The following is a 14,418-nucleotide window of genomic DNA, read 5'->3' on the forward strand; positions in this document are numbered from 1 at the left end:
TTCACCCCTGCATTTCGAGCGTGCGCTGGGCGGCCTTGCGCTCCCGCTCGGCCTTGTGCATTTCACGCACCGCGAGGCGAACGGTTTCGTGGTAGCCGTTGATCACGGTTTCAGTGTCGCTGCAGATGATTGACTTGCCGCGCTCGATCCACAGTACCCGATGGCACAGTTCGCGGATGGCCTCCATGCTGTGCGACACCAGGATCACGGTCTTGCCCTGCTTGATCTTGGTGCGCATGGCGGCATGGGATTTCTCGCGGAAGGTCTGGTCGCCGACGCCCAGGACTTCGTCGATCAGCAGGATGTCCGGGTCTGCATGGATGGCCACGGCGAAGCCAAGCCGAGCGCGCATGCCGGTGGAGTAGGTGCCCACGGGCCGGTCGAAGAAGCCACCCAGTTCGCTGAACTCGCGGATGTCATCCATCTGCCGGCGGATGCTGGCGAGCTTCATGCCCAGCAGCAAGCCGCTGATGAAAACGTTATCGCGCCCGGACAGTTCCGGTTTGAAGCCAACGTTCAGCGCCAGCAGGCTCGCATTGAGCAGTTTCCTGCGCCGCAGCGTGCCACGATCAGGATCGACGATGCCGGCGATCATGCGCAGCAACGTGCTCTTCCCCGCCCCGTTGTTGCCGATCACGCCGAGGGTCTCGCCTTCGTAGAGATCGAAGCTGACGTCCTGCAATGCCCAGAACGACTCGTATCGCAGCATGCCGACTCGCTGCCGATAGGACAGGCCGAGGTGTTCGGCCTGGAGAATCAGGTCACCCGACATGCATCACCTCAGAACAGCAGCTTGGGGTATTTGCGCTCGTTGCGGTGCATGATCCACAGCGCCGCGAGCAGGAACGGGACCGCGACCGAGAGCACGTAGAGCTGCTCGCCCCAGGCCGGCCACTGGTTGTGCAGCAGCACGTCGCGGAACGCCGTGATCATCACCGTCATCGGATTGAGGTTGAGCAGCGGCGCCATGGACGCGGGAATCTCGTGGATGCTGAAGAAGACGCCGGACATGAACATCATCAGCATCAAAAAGTTATCCACCACCTGGCGCAGGTCAGGTACGAACGGCAGCACTGCAGCGAGCAGGAAGCCAAAGCCGATGATGAACAACAACTGATTGAGGATAAGCACGGGAAGCGCCAGCCACTCCAGGGATGGGCGGTAGCCGGCGATCAGCAGCGACAGGATCAGCAGCGTCAGGATGATCAGGAACTTGAAGGTGTTGCTCAGCACCGGGATCAGCGCGAACACGTACTTGGGGACGTGGATCTGCTGGATTAGCCCGGCGTTCGCCTGGATGGCGTTGCTGGCCTGGCGTACCGAGCCATCGAACCACTTCCAGGCGACCATGCCGCTGAGCAGCAGCGGCACATAGCCGGGTCGGCTGTGGCCCAGTGCCAGGCCGAAGACGATATAGAACGCGCCCATGTACATCACGGGCTCGAGAATCCACCAGAGGAATCCGAGGAAACGCCGCGCCACTTCGGTGCGCAGGTCGCTGTAGACGCCGTAAAGAATGATGTCCCTGTGCTTCATGTCGTTCTTGTTGGATTGAAAAGGGTGGGGTATTTAAACACAATGCGTGGCAGCAAGCCTGCGTGCCGATTGCGGCGCAATCTGTGCGGATCATCGCCCAAACATAAGAAAAAGAGCTGGTATGCGCCTATTTGATGTCTTGTTCGGATCCTCCCGCAAAGCCCCCCAGCCTGCTGATGACCTCGTCCTCATGGTGGTCGGCATGCACCGCAGCGGCACGAGTTTCCTCACCGGCTCCCTTCAGGAAGCCGGACTGGAGCTGGGCAAACACAGCACCTGGAACCCACACAACCTCAAGGGCAATCGGGAGAACGGCGATATCGTCGCGTTCCACGACGAGCTGCTCGCGGCCCGCGGCCATGCGTGGGATAACCCGCCCGGCGAGGCACCGGTGTGGACGCAAGCCGAGTACGCCGCCGCCCGTGAGCTCATCAGGGGGTACGAGGGCGTGAAGCGCTGGGGCTTCAAGGACCCGCGCGCACTCCTGGCCGTGGAGGGTTGGCAGGAGCTCATTCCGCAGCTGCGTTTCGTCGGCATCTTCCGCCACCCGTCGGCGGTCGCTGACTCCCTCCAGGCGCGTGGCGGCATGCCGCGCGAACAGGCCCTGGGCTTGTGGAAGGCCTACAACAGTCGATTGCTGGAACTGCACGGCCGGGTGAAGTTTCCGGTGCTCTGTTTCGATCAGGACGAGGACCGCCTGCACCGGCAGCTTGACGACGTGCTGCGCCGGTTTGGCCTGCAGCCCCCGACAACCGAGCGCTTCTTCAGCTCCGAACTCAAACATCACCGGCACGGCGACGAGCAACTCGCGCCAGAGCTGGATGCCATGTACCAGGCTCTCAAAGCCATCGCTGACTGATCCGGGGGTCGAGTCATGCCCATCTTTCGTCGCGCGCCGCGCCTGAGCATCGTCGTCATCGTCTACAAGATGCCGGAGCAGGCGGACAAGACGCTGCAGTCGCTCAGCCCGGCCTACCAGCACGGCGTGAACGAGCGCGACTATGAAGTCATAGTCGTTGAGAACCATTCCGACCGTCTGCTGGGCCGCGAGCGCGCCACCCGGCACGCCGGCAACGTGCGTTATTTCCACCGTGACGAGAAGGAACGTACGCCGGTTCATGCGATCAATTTCGGTGCCGCCCAGGCCCGAGGCAGCCACGTCGCGATCATGATCGACGGCGCGCGCATGCTCTCGCCAGGTGTTCTGCGCCACGCCCTGGATGCCTTCCGCCTCGATCCGGAGGCAGCGGTCTCGGTGCCGGGCTATCACATCGGCCATAAGCTGCAGCAGGTGGCCGTGAACGAGGGCTACAACGAAGACGCCGAGCAGGTGCTGTTGCAAAGCATCGAGTGGCCAAGTAACGGTTACCGCCTGTTCGATATCGCGGTGCTCAGTGGCTCCTGCCAGGGCGGATTCTTCCAGGCCAATTACGAAAGCAATTTCATCGGCATGTCGATGCGCAAGTGGAAGGCGCTGGGCGGGGTCAACCCACGCTACAACGATTTTGGTGGAGGCAACGCCAATCTGGACCTCTACAAGCGCTTGCTGGAATACCCCAACACGCCGTTCTACCTGCTCTATAGCGAGGGGTCGTTCCATCAGTTCCACGGTGGCGTGACCACCGGCACGCTGCGAGAAGAGCGCGAGCGGGTGTACAAGCTGCTCGATGAACAGGACAAGCAGATCCGCGGGGAGAACCGCAACCCGCCCAGCGTGCGACCTATCCTGCTGGGTACCGCGCATCCGCACATCTTCCGCTTCCTCAACCATTCGCTGAGCCGGGTGCAAGCTGTATGAGCGCAATTCACGAAAAGCGCCCGCTGCTGTCCATCATCGTTATCGCCTACGACATGCCGCGCCAGGCTCTCAATACGCTGGTCAGCCTGGCGCCGGACTACCAGCAGGGCGTCGATGCTGACGACTACGAAGTCATCGTGGTGGAGAATCGCTCGCAGCGGAACATGGATGCAGAGGCCATTGCCCGCTTGCCCGGCAACTTCCGCTACTACCTGCGAGACGAGGAGGGCGTATCCCCGGCCCCCGCGATCAATTTCGGCTTCGCCCGCGCCCGCGGTCGCTTTATCGGCCTGATGATCGATGGCGCGCGGCTGGTCACGCCGGGCGTGGTGAAGTACGCGCTGATGGCCTTCCGCATGACACCGGACGCCATGGTGGTGGTGCCCGGCTATCACCTGGGTGAAAACGAGCAGCAGTTTCACCTGACCCACTGCTATTCCGAAGAGGCCGAGCAGCAGTTGCTTGCCGACGTGGGTTGGCCGCACCCGTCCAGTGGTTACCGGCTGTTCGACATTTCCTGCTGGAGCGGCGCCAACCCGAACGGCTATTTCCATCCGTTCATGGAAAGCAACTGCCTGTTCATCAATGCGCAGGTGTTCCGCGATATCGGCCGCGCCGACGAGCGATTCGACATGCCCGGCGGCGGCGCACTGAACCTGTATCTGTATCGCAAGGCGGCGATGCATCCGAGCACCCAATCCGTGATGCTGATAGGTGAGGGGTCCTTCCATCAATTGCACGGAGGTGTCACGACGTCCGAGGTGGAAGGTCGCGAAGAGTTGCTCAAGCGTCAGAGCGACCAGCTCTGCGAACTGCTCGGCGAGCCCTTCCGCTCCCCGACGGTGGAACCCATCCTGCTCGGCCAGGCCAAAGCGCCCAGCCTGCGTTACCTCGAGCGCTCCGTGCAACGAGGCATGGACCGCGTAAAACGCTGCGCCGGGCGCCAGGAAGACCCCTTTGCCGACCAGGCACTCAAACCTGAATTCCGCCTCGCGCCAGTGCAGACGCCGGTGCGAATCATCGCTCCCCGACCTTTCGTTTCCGGAGAAGCCCAGATCATGAAGACCCTCTACATGCCTCCGTCGATCAAGCATTTCGAGCCGCTGCACATGGTCTTCAGCACCTGGGTCGACCACCTGCCGTTCGGCTACGACCTGGTCACCGCGTTACGTCCTAAGTTGCTGGTCGAGTTGGGCACGCATAAGGGACTGTCCTACTTCACTTTCTGCCAGGCAATGAAGGAGAACGATATCGATGGCGTCTGCTACGCGGTGGACACCTTCGAGGGCGACGCGCACACCGACAAATATGACGAGTCGGTATTCAACGCGGTGAACAACCACAATCGCCAGCACTACCACGGCTTCTCCTACCTGATGCGGATGTTCTTCGAGGATGCGCTCAAGCACTTCGACGATGACAGCATCGAGTTGCTGCACATCGACGGCTTCCATACCTACGAGGCGGTGAGCGCCGACTTTGCCAACTGGTATCCGAAGGTGAAGCCGGGCGGCATCATCCTGTTCCATGACGTCATGGCTCGCCTGCAAGATTTCGGGGCGTGGAAATTCTGGGACGAAACCCGCGGCCAGCATGAGACCTTCACGTTCAACCACGGCTTCGGCCTGGGCGTGCTGCGCAAGCCCGGCGGTGATCGCAGCAATGACCATCCGTTGCTCAAGCTGCTGTTCGAGGATGCCAAGGCGGACGAGGGCGCAGGCCTGCGCTCCTTCTACGTGCATGCCAGCAAGCACCTGGAGAACACCCGCAAGCTCAAGCGCTTGACCCAGGGCCAGCCGCAACAGCAGCCGGCCAGCTGAGTCTTGAGCGACGCCACCGACGTCCGCGCGGGGCTGCGCCAACCGGCCAGCTACCTGCCCGAACTGGAGTCGCTGCGCGGCTGGGCGATTTTGCTGGTGGTGGGCTTTCATTATTTCGGCATCCTCGCCCTCGCCGAGCGTGTGGATAACCCGGTGTGGGTAACCCTACTCGGCGGCGGCAATACCGGCGTCACGCTGTTCTTCGTGCTCAGCGGTTTCCTGTTATCGCGCCCCTTCCTGCAAGGGCTGCGCGACGGCCAACAGGTGAGCATCCGACGCTTCTACACCGCACGTTTCTTCCGCATCGTGCCGCTCTATTACGCGGCAGTGCTGCTGGCCTGGTTCATGACGCAGAAGGTCGCGGCGCTCAAGGCGCTGCTATTCATGCCGATCGGCTTCCAGGCGTTCCCGTTCAGCGTGCCTTGGTGGTCGCTGTGCACCGAAGTCCAGTTCTACCTGCTGCTGCCCTGGGCGATGTGGCTGCTGCGCTACCGTGCCGGTCGCTGGTTGGTGGCGGGCGCACTGCTGGCATGGGTCGTGGCCCATGTCTGGCTGTTCCACTTGCCGGGCTGGCTGTCGCCGACCAACGTCTGGGAGAACTCGCTGTTCGGTCGCGCCGGGGCGTTTCTCGTGGGCGCAGCATGCGCTGGTATCAGTCTGGGACGAGGTTACGAGTGGTTGCGTGCGCGGGCACTGGTCTGCGCCATGCTGCTGGCTGGCTGCCTGCTGGGGTTGGGGCGCTTGTGGGTGTGGTTCTCCCTGAGTGGCGAGCGCAATGCCCTGCAGGCGCTGCCGATGTACCACAACCTCGAGTCGCTGCTCTGGGGCGGGGCAATGCTGGGGTTGCTCGCGCTGAGCTGGCGGATCAAGGTGCTGCTGGCCAATCCGCTGCTGGATCACTTCGGCCGGATCTCCTACTCGCTCTACCTGATTCATGTCCCGGTACAGTTCTACTGTATCTATCCGTTGAAGGCGTCCGGTATGACGCTGGATAGCAACCTCGATGCCTACCTGCTGCGCATCGCGTTCAGTCTGGTGCTTTCCTGGACGCTGGCGTGGTTAAGTTATCGACTGCTGGAAATACCCTTCCTGCGCCTGAAATCGCACCTGGCGACCTACTCCGGGCGGGCCCCCTGGGCGCGCCGTGCCGCCGACGCCTGAGTAAGGTCAGGTCGGGACGTCGCGCCAGTGGGTGGCAAAGCCGGGTTGCGCCTCGCCTTCGGGACGGCCGTTGGTGTAGTAGTACAGCGCCAGGGAGCGGCGGTAGACGCCATCCGGGCAGGTGAGGGGATGCGGGTGTCCGTGGAACGAGCTGGCGGTGGTGCTGAACACCACGCAACGGTTGGCGATCGGCAGCACGCGGCGGGGCGGCCCGGCCATTTCCGGATCCCACAGTTCGAGGTGGCCGCCATAGCTCTCGGGCCACGCCTCGTTGAGGTAGATCAGCACGTTGATCCGACGGTCCAGCCCGAAGTCGCGATGAGTAGCGAAGTCGGTATGCACCTTGAGGAAGCCGCCGCGGGAAATCTGGTGGATTCCCGCGCCACGCAGGTTGGGGTCGGGGATCAGGTTGGGGATGCCGGTCAGTTGTGCCAGGTAGTCGAGGAATGCGTGGGAGTTGAGCTCCCAGAACAATTGGCGATAGGTCGGCGGCATGCGCAGAGGGTCGCGGATGTTGCGCTTGTCCTTCTGCACATACTCGCCGCTGGCCTTGTCGGTATGGGTCGCATTGTTCCACAGGGGATCGCTCTGATCGTGTGGATATTCCTGCAGGAGCCGGGCAAAGGTCGCAGAAGGCAGAAAATTGTCGATGACGATATGCGGGAATGGGGCATTGCCGGCATAGTGCGGTGCCTGTTCGGCCGCCTTTGCCATCAGGGCAGGATAGTCCAGCAGTAGTCCATGGGACGGAGCGCTGGCATCGCCGCTGCTCTTTGGGGTGAAAAGATTCTTAAGCATTTTTCGGGAATTCACTGAATGTTGTTCTTTTCCACGCGAGCGGCAGCTGCGCTCACGACCCGACTAGCCATTGCCTGGCTGATTCTGCTTGCCGTGGTTCCTGTGAGCAATGCTCAGGATCAAACCACGAGACCCAACATCCTGTTCATCCTTGCCGATGACCTGGGCAACAACGATATCGCCTCCTGGGGCGATGGGCAGGCGCCGACGCCAACCCTCGACCAACTGAGCCGCCAGTCGCTGCGTTTTCGACAGCACTATACCGACAGCACCTGTTCGGTCAGCCGCGCAGCGCTGATGACCGGCCGCGATCCGGTCAGTATTGGTTTCGAGCCCGACGGCCTGGGGCTTTCGCCCGATCTGGAAACCTTGCCCAAGTCGTTGAGGGAGTTGGGCTACAGCACTCATCACCTGGGAAAATGGCACGTTGGCGAGGGACTGGAGTATCTGCAGATCCGTCCTAACCACCAGGGTTTCGACGACTGGTTCGGCATGCTCAACCACTTCGTACTCCAGGGACCGGATGTCCAGGGGCAACTGATCCGTCGCAAGCCCACCTTCAACGACCCCTGGCTGGAGCGCGACGATGGCCCGCCGATCCAGTACAAGGGGCATCTGGACGATCTGCTGACCGACCGGGCCATTTCGCTGATCGATCAGGGGCGAGTGGCGGGAAAGCCCTGGTTCATCAATCTCTGGCTGCTATCGCCGCACCATCCTTTCGAGCCGTCGCAAACCTATCGCCAGCAATTCCCTGATACCGAGGCAGGGCGTTACCTCGCAGTCCTCAAGCAGCTCGACCACAATGTTGCCCGACTACTCGACGCGCTCGAGGCCAGCGGCCAGCTGGACAACACACTGATCGTCTTCACCAGTGATAACGGCAGCCCGAACATTGCGCGCGACAGCAACTACCCGCTGACCGGCACCAAGGCGACCTACTTCGAAGGCGGTGTACGCGCCCCGCTGATGATGGTTTGGCCAGGGCATGCCAATAATCGCGATGTGGTCGGCATTTCGCGCATCACCGATCTTTATCCGACGCTGATCGGAATGGTCGGCGGCAAGCCGCCGGCAGGCCTGACTGGTCGCGATCTATCCCCGCAGTTGGCATCCGGCAAGCCGTTGCCCAAGGTTGACGAGCTTTACTGGGCGGCCGATTTGATGAAATGGGGCATGACTTACGGTGGGCATATTCCTGGTCGCGGGTTGTTCTATCGCAACCTTTTCTCGCAGTTGGAGAGTCGTCCGGTATCCGGTCCTGTGGTCGGAGCGAAAACCGTCCTGTCGGCGCTCACACCCTTCAGCAAGGAGGAGGCGTCCAGCCTGATTCGCCGCTGGGAGCTGCATGCACGGCCAATTCCCCTGCAATGGCATCCTGCCAAGGGCACGACATCTGCCTACCTGAGCGGTCGCGACTACCAGCGCTCCCCTGTGTTTGGCGGCTACAGCCTTGGGCTGGGGGCAATCCGCAGTGTCGGCATGGGGCGCCAGGTACTGGTCCAGCAGCCTGGCCTGTGGACCCTGGCTCTGGAGCGGGGCCGCCTGGTGGTGACTCGCGGCGGTAGTCGTTTCGAGGGTGAGCCGGTGCACTGGCGGGAAGGCTGCAACGCCGTGGTCACCGCCTTCAACATCAAACCGGTCTCGACCTACCCGTTTCCGGGCAAGGAGGAAGGACAGCTGGTGGTCTACGTCAATGGCAAGGCTGCGCTGACCGCAGATCAACCCATGCCCCGTGTTGCGACGGTCGAAGCGATGGCGCAACCGACGTATATCGGCGCATCGCCCTCCGGGAAGGATCGCTATGCCGGAAGGATTGGCCGCCCGTTGCTGGTCGGCAAATTCCTGATGCCGCAACAGGATGGCTACGCCCTTGGCGATATGGACCAAGCTGTCTGCCCTGGCCGATGATCGCACCTCTCTCGGGCCGATTAAGCCCTGTGAGCATCGCGGAATCGGCCGGCCGAGCGGCTGAAAATGGCATGCAGGAGCGAGCTTGCTCGCGAACAACCTCCGCAGCGGGGCTGGTTCGCGAGCAAGCTCGCTCCTACGAAGAGCAGAACCTGCCCTGGCGGGTCAGATCGCTTCCAGCTTGGCATACCCCATCATCAGCCACTTGCTGCCCTCGCTGTCGAAGTTCACCTGCACCCGTGCCTGGGCGCCGGAGCCTTCGAAGTTGAGGATGACACCGTCGCCGAACAGCGGGTGGCGGACGGACTGGCCGAGGCTGAAGGGGGTTTCCGGGACGCTGGCGCCGCTGAACAGGTTGCCGCTGCGCTGGTTGCCCGACAGCGGGCGGCTCACCGAGTTGGACAGGCGCACTTCCTGGATCAGGCTCGGGGGGATTTCGCGGACGAAGCGCGACACCTTGTTGTAGGTCTCGCTGCCGTACAGGCGGCGGGTCTCCGCGTAGGTCATGACCAGGCGCTGCATGGCGCGGGTGATGCCGACATACGCCAGGCGGCGTTCCTCTTCCAGGCGGCCGGGTTCTTCCAGGCTCATCTTGTGCGGGAACAGGCCTTCCTCCATGCCGGCGAGGAACACCAGCGGGAATTCCAGGCCCTTGGCGCTGTGCAGCGTCATCAGCTGCACGCTGTCCTCGAAGGCGTCGGCCTGGGTGTCGCCGGACTCCAGCGCGGTGTGGTCGAGGAAGGCCACCAGCGGCGGGGTGTCCTCGTCGTCTGGATTCTCGAAGGCGCGGGCGGCGCTGACCAGTTCTTCCAGGTTTTCCACCCGGGCCTGACCTTTCTCGCCCTTTTCTTCCTTGTGGTAGGTGATCAGGCCGGACTGCTCGATGACGATCTGGGTCATCTGGTGCAGCGGCAGGCCCTCGACCTTCACCGCCAGCAGGTCGACGGTCTCCAGGAAGCCGTTCAGCGCGCTGGCGGCGCGGCCGGCCACGGCCTTGGCGGCGATCACGTCGTTGATCGCGCGCCACATCGAGGTGCCGTTGTGGCGCGCGGCGTTGCGGATCGCCTCGACGGTCTTCTCGCCGATGCCGCGCGGCGGCACGTTGATCACCCGCTCCAGCGCGGCGTCGTCGTCGCGCAGGCGGATCAGGCGCAGGTAGGCGAGGGCGTTCTTGATCTCGGCGCGCTCGAAGAAGCGCTGGCCGCCGTAGATGCGGTAGGGGATCTTCTCGCGCAGCAACGCTTCTTCCAGCACGCGGGACTGGGCGTTGGAGCGATAGAGAATGGCGATTTCGCTGCGCTTCAAGCCGTCCTTGCGCAGGGCGTCCTCGATGGTCTCGACGATGTAGCGCGCCTCGTCGTGCTCGTTGAAGCCCGCATACAGGGTGATCGGGTCGCCGTCGACGCCGTCGGTCCACAGCTCCTTGCCCAGGCGCCCGCTGTTGTTGGCGATCAGCGCGTTGGCGGCCTTGAGGATGGTGGCGGTGGAGCGGTAGTTCTGCTCCAGGCGGATGTCCTCGGTGCCGGCGAAGTCGTCGCCGAACTGCTGGATGTTCTCGATCTTCGCGCCGCGCCAGCCGTAGATCGACTGGTCGTCGTCGCCCACCACCATCAGGCTCTCGCCGCCCTTGCCGAGGAAGCGCAGCCAGGCGTACTGCACGGCGTTGGTGTCCTGGAACTCGTCCACCAGGATGTGGCGGAAGCGCCGCTGGTAGTGCTCCAGCAGGCTGGGGCGGTCGCGCCAGAGGTCCAGCGAGCGCAGCAGCAGCTCGGCGAAGTCCACCACGCCGGCGCGGGCGCAGGCTTCTTCGTAGGCCTGGTAGACGCTGACCATGGTCGAGAGGTAGAGGTCGCCGCCGGCCTGGATGTTCTGCGGGCGGTTGCCCTCGTCCTTCTGGCCGTTGATGAACCACTGCGCCTGGCGCGGCGGCCAGCGCTGCTCGTCGAGGCCCAGCTCGCGCACGACACGCTTGACCAGGCGCAGCTGGTCGTCGCTGTCGAGGATCTGGAAGTTCTCCGGCAACCCGGCTTCCTGCCAGTGCGCGCGCAGCAGGCGGTGCGCCAGGCCGTGGAAGGTGCCGACCCACATGCCGGCCGGGTTGATGCCCAGCAGCTGCTCGATCCGCGCGCGCATCTCGGCGGCGGCCTTGTTGGTGAAGGTCACGGCCAGGATGCTGTGGGGCGAGGCGTTCTCGACCTGGATCAGCCAGGCGATACGGTGCACCAGCACGCGGGTCTTGCCGGACCCGGCGCCGGCGAGCACGCGCTGGCGCCCCAGCGGCGCGGCCACGGCCTGGCGCTGCGGGTCATTGAGGGAGTTGAGCAGGTAGGAGATGTCATCGTTCATGGGGTGGCATTCTACCGACGGGCGGTTTTCCCCGGCAAACCGGCCCGCCGTCCGGCGTCTTCCCGACGAAAGTTGGGCAGGCGGGCGGCCAATTGCCATCTGTGATGCTTGGGTGGGGCAATCTCCTCGGGTATGCTCCGCCGACGCCTAGGCCTGACACCTACAAGAAAAACGCCTATGACCGCTTATGTAGAGCCGTCGGCGATCCCGGTGAGCCATGCCGAGATCCGCCAGCAGTACGCTCACGAAATTGCCGTCGAACGCACACGCCTGCTGTACCAGGGCTCGCGGGTGCCGACCCTGCTCATGCTGCTCGATGGCCTGGCCTGCGCCGGCCTGCTGTGGGACTACGTGAAGCCGGGGCTGCTCGCCGGCTGGCTGATCTCGCTGGTGCTGCTGGCCGTGCTGCGGCTGATCCAGGTGTCCGCCTTCAATGCCGCCTCCGCCGAGCGCCAGGCCAGCCCGCACTGGCAGCGCACCTTCCTGTTTGGCGCCGGGGCCTCGGGCTTGACCCTGGCCTTCGCCGCCATCGCCCTGGTGCCGCCGGACGCCTTCCTCCAGCAGTCCCTGGTGTTCGGCCTGATCGCCGCGGCGATCCTCTCCGCCAGCGTCGCCTACGCGGTCAGCCTGCCGGCCTTCCTGACCTTCGCCTTGCCCTGCCTGTTCCCCTCCATTGCCTATTTATTGATCAGCGACAACCCGCTGCAGCAGGGTTGGGGTGTGCTCGGGGTGATCCTGCTGGCGGCGCTGCTGGTGGTGGCCTGGCAGATTCACCGGGTGGTCCATGTCGGCCTGCTGCGGCGTTTCCAGGCCCAGGCGCTGGTGGCGCACCTGGAGCGCGCGAAGGCGCAGACCGAGGCGCTGAACCAGGACCTGGAGCGCGAGGTGGAGCAGCGTCGCCGTGCCGAGCGCGAGCTGTGCCGTGCCCGCGACGCCCTGCAGGAACGGGTCGAGGCCGGCAGCGCCCAGCTCAGCCACACCGAAGCGCGCCTGGCCCTGGCACTGGAGGCCAGCGAACTGGGGCTGTGGGACTGGAACCTGCTGACCGACGAAGTGCACCACTCGCACCTGGAGGAAATCTTCGGGATCACCCAGGACGCGGTGAAGAGCGTGCGCAACGACCTGCGCCCGCGCCTGCACCCCGACGACCTGCCGCTGCTGCGCCGGGCGCTGGTCGAGCACCTCAAGGGCCGCACCGACGGCTACCGCATCGAGTACCGCGTGCGCCACGCCGACGGCCACTGGGTGTGGGTGGAAGACCGTGGCCGGGTGATGGAGCGCGACAGCCGCGGGCAGGTGACGCGGATGGTCGGCACCCGCGCGGACATCTCGCCGCGCAAGCTGCGCGAGGAAGAGCAGCGCCTGGCCGCCACGGTGTTCGAGGCGGCCAGCGAAGGCATCATCATCCTCGACCCGGACTACCGGCTGATCGCCCTCAACGAGGCATTCACCCGCCTGACCGGCTACCGCCGCGAGGACGTGCTCGGGCACAACGTCGCGCGCCTGATGGGCTCCTCCGAAGCGCTGCGCCGCTACCAGTCGATCCGTGCCGAGCTGGAGCGCCAGGGCACCTGGCAGGGCGAGTTGATCGAGACGCGCAAGAACGGCGAGCTGTACCCGCAATGGCTGCAACTGAACGTGGTGCGCGACGGCCGCGGGCAGGTCGCCCATGTGGTCGGCTTCTTCGCCGACCTCACCGCCCGCCGCGACGCCGAGGAGCGGCTGCGCTATCTGTCGCACTACGACGAGCTCACGGGCCTGGCCAACCGCACGCTGTTCAAGGAGCGCCTGCACGAGGCCAGCCAGCGCGCCCGCCAGGAAGGCCGCACGGCGGCGCTGCTGCTGATCGACCTGGACCGCTTCAAGCTGCTCAATGACAGCCTCGGCCACGAGGTCGCCGACCAGCTGCTGCGGCAGATGTCCCGGCGCATGACCCAGACGGTGCCCGAGGCCGACACCATCGCCCGGCTGTCCGGCGACGAGTTCGCCGTGCTGATCGACTCCTACGCCAGCCTCGCCGCGCTGGCGCGGCTGTCCAGCCGGCTGCTGGCCAAGCTGCGCACGCCGATGACCGTGGGGGGCCATGAACTGATGGTCAGCGCCTCGGTGGGCATCAGCCTGCTGCCGGACAACGCCTGGGAAATCTCCGCGCTGATGAGCCAGGCGAACATGGCCATGCAGCACGCCAAGCACCTGGGCGGCAACACCTTCCAGTTCTTCACAGACAACCTGCAGGCCTGCACGCTGGAGCGCCTGCAACTGGAAACCCGCCTGCGCAAGGCCATCGACGAAGGCCAGCTGGACGTGCATTACCAGCCCAAGCTGAACCTCGCCAACGAGCGCCTGGACAGCGCCGAGGCGCTGGTGCGCTGGCGCCACCCGGAGATGGGCATGGTGCCGCCCAGCGACTTCATCGGCCTCGCCGAGGAGACCGGGCTGATCGGCGCCATCGGCGAGTTCGTCCTGCGTCGTGCCTGCCAGCAGGCCCGCGCATGGCAGCTCAAGGGACGCGAGCTGCGGGTATCGGTGAACCTCTCGGTGCACCAGTTGCGCACCGGCAACCTGGTCGACCTGGTGCGCACCGTGCTGGAAGACACCGGCCTGCCGCCGCACCTGCTGGAGCTGGAGCTGACCGAAAGCCAGTTGCTGGACAACGTCGAGAGTGTCACCGCGACCTTCCGCCAGCTACGCGAGATGGGCGTGAAGCTGGCCATCGACGATTTCGGCACCGGTTATTCCTCGCTCAGCTATTTGAAGCGCTTCCCGGTGGACTACGTGAAGATCGACCAGACCTTCATCCGCGACCTCTCCGAGCGCGGCGAGGACGCGGCCATCACCCGGGCGATCATCGCCATGGCGCACAGCCTGGAGCTGAAGGTGGTGGCCGAAGGCGTCGAACACGCCGAGCAACTGCGCTTCCTGCGCGCCCACGGTTGCGACGAGATCCAGGGCTACCTGATCAGCCAGCCGGTGCCGGCCGATGCCTGCCTGGCCCTGCTGGAGCGCAGCGAGCGGCTTTGAAGGTGCCGGTCGCGCGGGGCGTGAATC

General features: G+C 64.4%; 10 protein-coding genes. 6 read left to right on the plus strand and 4 right to left on the minus strand.

The genetic code is table 11. The annotated features are described in order from the left end of the window. Window position 1: 1 nt before the first annotated feature. Entirely contained in the window at window positions 2–772 is a 771-nt protein-coding gene (locus ACNFIA_RS03805; RefSeq protein ID WP_416782943.1) for an ABC transporter ATP-binding protein, read from the minus strand. Between the two features lie 8 nt (window positions 773–780). Continuing rightward, entirely contained in the window at window positions 781–1,536 is a 756-nt protein-coding gene (locus tag ACNFIA_RS03810; protein WP_259758193.1) for an ABC transporter permease, read from the minus strand. A gap of 121 nt (window positions 1,537–1,657) precedes the next feature. Here ACNFIA_RS03810 and ACNFIA_RS03815 point away from each other — a divergent pair, with 121 nt between their 5' ends. Genes ACNFIA_RS03815 through ACNFIA_RS03830 form a run of 4 tightly spaced genes read left to right on the plus strand, consistent with a single transcriptional unit; the run spans window position 1,658 to window position 6,315 of the window. Beyond that, window positions 1,658–2,395 carry a sulfotransferase gene (locus tag ACNFIA_RS03815; RefSeq protein ID WP_416782944.1) on the plus strand — a complete coding sequence of 246 codons (738 nt, stop codon included), beginning with the start codon at window positions 1,658–1,660 and terminating at the stop codon, window positions 2,393–2,395. 15 nt (window positions 2,396–2,410) lie between these two features. Continuing rightward, window positions 2,411–3,334: a glycosyltransferase gene (locus tag ACNFIA_RS03820; RefSeq protein ID WP_259758191.1), complete on the plus strand. Its 924-nt coding sequence runs from the start codon at window positions 2,411–2,413 to the stop codon at window positions 3,332–3,334. Next, entirely contained in the window at window positions 3,331–5,154 is a 1,824-nt protein-coding gene (locus ACNFIA_RS03825; RefSeq protein ID WP_416782946.1) for a class I SAM-dependent methyltransferase, read from the plus strand. Before ACNFIA_RS03820 ends, ACNFIA_RS03825 begins: the two co-directional genes overlap by 4 nt. Window positions 5,155–5,157: 3 nt before the next feature. Then, window positions 5,158–6,315, plus strand: a complete 1,158-nt coding sequence (locus ACNFIA_RS03830) for an acyltransferase family protein (protein WP_416782948.1) — start codon at window positions 5,158–5,160, stop codon at window positions 6,313–6,315. A 6-nt stretch (window positions 6,316–6,321) separates the two neighbouring features. Here the strand turns inward: ACNFIA_RS03830 and ACNFIA_RS03835 are convergent, their stop codons facing one another. Beyond that, window positions 6,322–7,113 carry a 2OG-Fe(II) oxygenase gene (locus ACNFIA_RS03835; protein WP_259758188.1) on the minus strand — a complete coding sequence of 264 codons (792 nt, stop codon included), beginning with the start codon at window positions 7,111–7,113 and terminating at the stop codon, window positions 6,322–6,324. Between the two features lie 18 nt (window positions 7,114–7,131). Here ACNFIA_RS03835 and ACNFIA_RS03840 point away from each other — a divergent pair, with 18 nt between their 5' ends. Continuing rightward, window positions 7,132–9,024, plus strand: coding sequence for a sulfatase (locus tag ACNFIA_RS03840; RefSeq protein ID WP_416782949.1), 1,893 nt, complete (start codon window positions 7,132–7,134; stop codon window positions 9,022–9,024). Window positions 9,025–9,189: 165 nt separating this feature from the next. Here ACNFIA_RS03840 and uvrD read toward each other — a convergent pair whose 3' ends face one another. After that, on the minus strand, window positions 9,190–11,370 hold the full coding sequence (gene uvrD / locus ACNFIA_RS03845; RefSeq protein WP_416782951.1) for a DNA helicase II: 2,181 nt from the start codon (window positions 11,368–11,370) through the stop codon (window positions 9,190–9,192). A gap of 177 nt (window positions 11,371–11,547) precedes the next feature. On the opposite strand from uvrD, the gene ACNFIA_RS03850 reads away from it, so the two are divergent. Further along, a complete protein-coding gene (locus tag ACNFIA_RS03850) occupies window positions 11,548–14,391 on the plus strand; it encodes an EAL domain-containing protein (RefSeq protein WP_416782953.1) in 2,844 nt (947 codons plus the stop codon). Window positions 14,392–14,418 lie beyond the last annotated feature (27 nt).

This window comes from Pseudomonas sp. NY15437, from assembly GCF_048068435.1.
Taxonomy (GTDB): Bacteria; Pseudomonadota; Gammaproteobacteria; order Pseudomonadales; family Pseudomonadaceae; genus Pseudomonas; species Pseudomonas nitroreducens_B.

Coding starts and splice junctions, on each gene's coding strand:
- ACNFIA_RS03840 (WP_416782949.1), top strand. CDS start 7,132: ATGTTGTTCTTTTCCACGCGAGCGGCAGCTGCGCTCACGACCCGACTA.
- ACNFIA_RS03815 (WP_416782944.1), top strand. CDS start 1,658: ATGCGCCTATTTGATGTCTTGTTCGGATCCTCCCGCAAAGCCCCCCAG.
- ACNFIA_RS03810 (WP_259758193.1), bottom strand. CDS start 1,536: ATGAAGCACAGGGACATCATTCTTTACGGCGTCTACAGCGACCTGCGC.
- uvrD (WP_416782951.1), bottom strand. CDS start 11,370: ATGAACGATGACATCTCCTACCTGCTCAACTCCCTCAATGACCCGCAG.
- ACNFIA_RS03835 (WP_259758188.1), bottom strand. CDS start 7,113: ATGCTTAAGAATCTTTTCACCCCAAAGAGCAGCGGCGATGCCAGCGCT.
- ACNFIA_RS03850 (WP_416782953.1), top strand. CDS start 11,548: ATGACCGCTTATGTAGAGCCGTCGGCGATCCCGGTGAGCCATGCCGAG.
- ACNFIA_RS03805 (WP_416782943.1), bottom strand. CDS start 772: ATGTCGGGTGACCTGATTCTCCAGGCCGAACACCTCGGCCTGTCCTAT.
- ACNFIA_RS03820 (WP_259758191.1), top strand. CDS start 2,411: ATGCCCATCTTTCGTCGCGCGCCGCGCCTGAGCATCGTCGTCATCGTC.
- ACNFIA_RS03825 (WP_416782946.1), top strand. CDS start 3,331: ATGAGCGCAATTCACGAAAAGCGCCCGCTGCTGTCCATCATCGTTATC.